The 4352-nt window shown below is 59.0% G+C and carries 4 protein-coding genes and 2 pseudogenes; 2 read left to right on the forward strand and 4 right to left on the reverse strand.

Features of this window, described 5'->3' with window-relative positions:
* The 4 genes and pseudogenes from QZ326_RS11550 to QZ326_RS11565 form a co-directional block, all read right to left on the reverse strand.
* A pseudogene (locus QZ326_RS11550) lies at nt 1-199 on the reverse strand (phosphoglycerate mutase (2,3-diphosphoglycerate-independent)); the annotation flags it as partial.
* A gap of 119 nt (nt 200-318) precedes the next feature.
* Nucleotides 319-1095, reverse strand: coding sequence for an HAD family hydrolase (locus QZ326_RS11555; protein ID WP_295745328.1), 777 nt, complete (start codon nt 1093-1095; stop codon nt 319-321).
* An 89-nt stretch (nt 1096-1184) separates the two neighbouring features.
* Nucleotides 1185-1922 carry an HAD family hydrolase gene (locus tag QZ326_RS11560; RefSeq protein WP_295745332.1) on the reverse strand — a complete coding sequence of 246 codons (738 nt, stop codon included), beginning with the start codon at nt 1920-1922 and terminating at the stop codon, nt 1185-1187.
* 15 nt (nt 1923-1937) lie between these two features.
* A complete protein-coding gene (locus tag QZ326_RS11565) occupies nt 1938-2672 on the reverse strand; it encodes an HAD family hydrolase (RefSeq protein WP_295745335.1) in 735 nt (244 codons plus the stop codon).
* 358 nt (nt 2673-3030) lie between these two features.
* Here QZ326_RS11565 and QZ326_RS11570 point away from each other — a divergent pair, with 358 nt between their 5' ends.
* Together QZ326_RS11570 and QZ326_RS11575 are read left to right on the forward strand one after the other, a co-directional pair.
* Nucleotides 3031-4035 carry a LacI family DNA-binding transcriptional regulator gene (locus tag QZ326_RS11570; RefSeq protein ID WP_295745338.1) on the forward strand — a complete coding sequence of 335 codons (1005 nt, stop codon included), beginning with the start codon at nt 3031-3033 and terminating at the stop codon, nt 4033-4035.
* A gap of 126 nt (nt 4036-4161) precedes the next feature.
* Nucleotides 4162-4352: pseudogene (locus tag QZ326_RS11575) on the forward strand (histidinol-phosphatase); the annotation flags it as partial.

The raw sequence follows: 4352 nt of genomic DNA on the forward strand, positions 1-4352 counted from the left end.
TGAACATCTCGGTGAGCTCGATCTCCCGCTCGCCCCGGCGGCAGCAGAAGATGGCGGCGTCGCCGTCAGAGATCTTGCCCACAGGCTTCCCGTCCTCTACCAAAACCATGGGCTCCAGGTGGTAGTCGTCCTGACCCAGCTCGTATGCCCTCTTGACGGCCTCAGCCAGCTGAGCGCCGCCGCGTTTGATGTCTGCCATATCAAAAAACCTCCTGTATCGATAAATGTGCTTTCGTTGCCACTGCTTCGCCCTGATGATTACCAGACCTGACAGCGGGACAAAGTTCTTTTTGGTTCTTTTTCTCTCAGGAAAAAGAATCACTGTCCGTCGTTGGGGAGAATCAGCCTGTCAACAGCCACCTTTCCGCAGGCGGGAAAGATGTCCAGCAGCTGGGGAAAAGTGTAGACCTTGCCGTCGGGCATGTTCTCCTCCGTCAGCTTCAGGGGCTTGTTTTTATTGTACTGCACCGTGACAGTCATGCCGAAATCGCAGGCCTTGGCGCCCACGATGTCCCGGTTCAGGTTGTCGCCCACATAGCAGCAGTTCTCCGGCTGGGCGCCCACTTCCTCCATGGCATAGTAGTAGATGGCCGGGCCGGGCTTGCGGACATAAGTGATGGAGGACTGCTGGACAGTCTTGAAATAGGGCCGCAGGCCGTCGGCGTCCAGCCACTCATCTACCTCCCGCTTGCCTACCAGGTCGCTGATGATGCCCAGCGTATAGCCCCGGGCGCACAGTTCCTTCACAGTCCCGGCGCCGCCTTCCACCACGGTACGGCGGCCCTTGGTCTGGCGGTACTGGTACGTCAGCTCCGCGGCGTTTTTCAAGATGCGCTCCCGGTCCATATCGAAGGCCAGCCAGCGGGTCCACAGGACCTCCTCCGGGGCCTCGCACATGAATTTCAGCGCCCACTCCCGGTATTTGTCGTACCGCTTGTCGATCACATCGCTGAACCACTGGTTGGGGTCGTCGGTCTCCACGCCGCACAGCTCCGCGATCTTCGCCCGGGCGGCGGAGAGGTAACCGGGGTCCTCGTCGATGACCCGGAAGGTGCCCCCCAGGTCCAGGAAGATGTATCTGATGTCAGTGTTCATGTTCCATCAGCCTCCTTATTGTTGTAATCCTATGGAAAACGGGAGGCGCGCCCGGAGGCCCTCTGCCCCCGGACGTTCTCCAAATCCATTCAATTCAGGGGCGGCAGCAGATTCAGGATCTCCCGGAAGTCCTCCACCACCGCGTCGGGGCGGTTCTCCTCGGTAAATTCCACGGGATGCTTTTTCTCAGGAGAGGAGAAGATAATGTTGCAGCCCACGCCGGCCTTTTTGGCGCCGGGGATGTCCCGCTTGATGTTGTCCGCCACAGACACGCACTCGCTCAGCTCCACGCCCATCTCCTTGGCGGCCAGCTGGTAAATCTCAAAGCAGGGCTTGCGCATGTGGCACACAGAGGAGAGGATGACCGTATCAAAATACTGGTCCAGGCCGTCCTCCTCCAGCCAGTCCGGCACCTCGTTCTCGCCGATCAGGTTGGAGATAATTCCCAGCTTGTAGCCCCGCTCATGGAGGCCCTTGATGACCTCCACGCCGCCGTCTACGACAACCCGGCGGCCCTTGCACTGGCGGTATTGGAAGCTCAGCTCATGGCAGACCTGCTTGATGCGTGCCTGATCGTAGTCCGGCAGCAGCCACTTGCACCACAGCTCCTCATCGCCGGACTCCTTGTTCTCACCCAGGGCCCATTTGCGGTAGGGCTCATAGCGCTCCTCAATCATCTGGTAGAACTCCTCGTAAGGAACAGGGGAGCCGGCGATCTCCGCCATCTTCCGGCGGGCGTGGCGCATCCAGGGCTCCTCCAGCAGGGCAATGCGGAGGGTTCCCCCAAGATCGAAGAAGACGGCCTTGTAACGCTTTGTCGTATCCATAGCGTTCCTCCTTGTTTAAGTACGGGCGGGGAAGATGTCCAGCAGCTCAGACAGGGCGGTGATGACGTGGTCAGGGGTGAACTCCTTGCCGGTGGCGTGCTCATTGTTCAGGGTGTCCGGCTCGTCGATGCGGATCATCATGCCGAAGCCCGCGGCCTGGGTGCCCTCCACGTCCCGGACCGGATTGTCGCCCACGTAGGCGCAGTTGGCCTCCGGGGTGCCGATGCAGCGGCAGGCCAGGTGATAAATCTCCGGGTTGGGCTTGCGCAGGCGGACCTTGGAGGAGAGAATGGTGGTCTTGAAGCACTGGGCCACGCCGTCGGCGGCCATCCAGTCGGGGATCTCCGTCTCCGTGACGGTGTTGGCGATGATGCCCAGCGTGTAGCCCCGGGCACTGAGCTCTTTGATGGTAGCAACGGCATCCGGCCGGGCCACCCGGCGGCCGTCGTGGTCACGCCACAGGCGGGTGAGCCGGGCGGCGTTGGCAAAAATCATGTTGGGCTCGTACTCCGGCAGCATATACTGGGTCCACAGCTCGCCCTCGGAGGCATCCAGCAGCGTCTCCTTGGACATCTTGCGGTACTTCTTCCACCGCTCCTCCAGCTTGGCAAAAAGCTCATCGTGGCTCTCCTTGGTCTGAATCAGCTCCATGAGGCCGGCCTCTGCCCTGTCAATAAAATCCTGCTCCTTAAGCACGATGCGGAGCGTATTGCCCACATCAAAGAAAATCGTCTGAATATCCGGGGTCATTTCAAAGTCCTCCTTCAAATAGTATTTACGAATCTCAAAATCCGCGGAAACTCCGCCGGAGAGCCTCCCGGGCCCCGTCTTCCAGCGGTGGGAGCAAATCTGTAAACGTTTGCGTCCTTTTACAGTTTTTATTCTAAATAACAGCGGGCTCTTTGTCAATATCCCAAATGCCAAAGAGTGGGGCAGTTTTTTCGTTTTTATGCCCAAAAGGCGGAAAAAATCAGATTGTTATTGACAATAGCAGGAAAATCATATATGCTTTTGTCATATGGCTGGCAGCAGTATGCGCTTTGCCAGCCGCAAAATATAAAACGGAAACGTTTGCGATTTTCCGGATCGGGGAGGATGGTTAAAATCCATGAAAAGCGTAACGTTAAAAGATGTGGCAAAGGCTGCCGGCGTCTCTTACGCCACCGTCTCCCGGGCCCTGTCCGGCAGTCCCCAGATCGGAAGTGACACCCGGGAGCGCATCATCAAGCTCTGCGACGAGATGGGCTACACTACAAACTATGTGGCCCGCTCCATGGTGATGAAAAAGACGGACCTCATCGGCCTGGTGGTTCCCTCTGTGGACAACCAATTTATGAGCGAGATGGCCTATCACGCGGAGATGAGCGCCCGGACGCACGGCTATAACATCATGCTCTGCAACTCCGGCCCGGACCTGAGACAGGAGAAAACAGTGGTCAAACTGCTTCTGGGCCGCCAGGTAGACGGCATCCTCATCGTACCCCAGGGGCCGCAGACCTACGAGAATATCAGGGCCTACACCGATCAGGTACCCACCGTATTCGTCAGCGAAAACCTGCGGGACCAGCCCCAGAGCTATGTCACCGTAGACAACAGCCGGGGCACCTACATCGGCACCAAATATCTCTACGAGCTGGGTCACCGGGACATTTTGTACTTCGGCCGCCGCCGCACCACCACCCACCAGCTGCGGGCGGAGGGATATATGCGGGCCTGCCAGGAGCTGGGCCTTCAGCAGCGGTTTTTCAACAGCGAGTACAGCCGCTCCTCCATCAACAACGGCTACCAGATGGCAAGAGATCTCTTCTCCCGGGCCATCGACTACACCGCCATTTTCGCCTCCACGGACTCCCATGCCCTGGGCGTCATGCGGGCGGCGGATGAACTGCGGATTGATATCCCTGGGCACCTCAGCCTCATCGGCTTTGATAACATCCCCTCGTCGGAGCTGCCCCGCATTGAGCTGACCACCATCGAGCAGCCCCTGCGGGAGATGGCCGTCCAGGCCGTAGATATGCTGCGGGACAAGATCGAACACGGCACCCAGGGATACGTCCACCAGATCCTTCTGCCCGGCCTTGTGAAGCGGGGCACCTGCCGGACGCTGGACTGACCGGTCCTTGTCTGCTATTTTACCACGCGGACCGGAGCGGCGCAAGCCATCCGGACACGGAGAATAAATCAAGGGATGCCCGACAGCTACGCCGGACCCCCAGGAAAGAAAGGGAGCAGATCTCATATGAACGGCTATCTCTACGACCCTCACACCCACACGGCAGAGACCAGCAGATGCGGTCATCTCTTCGCCGCCGATGTGGTGGACCGCTATGTCCGCCACGGCTTCTCCGGCCTGGTGGTCACCGACCACCTCCACCCGGAGTACCTCTCCCGCATTGACACAGAGCACAACTGGGACAAGGTAATGGACCA

Origin of the sequence: uncultured Oscillibacter sp. (assembly GCF_910587525.1) — a bacterium.
Classification (GTDB): domain Bacteria; phylum Bacillota; class Clostridia; order Oscillospirales; family Oscillospiraceae; genus Oscillibacter.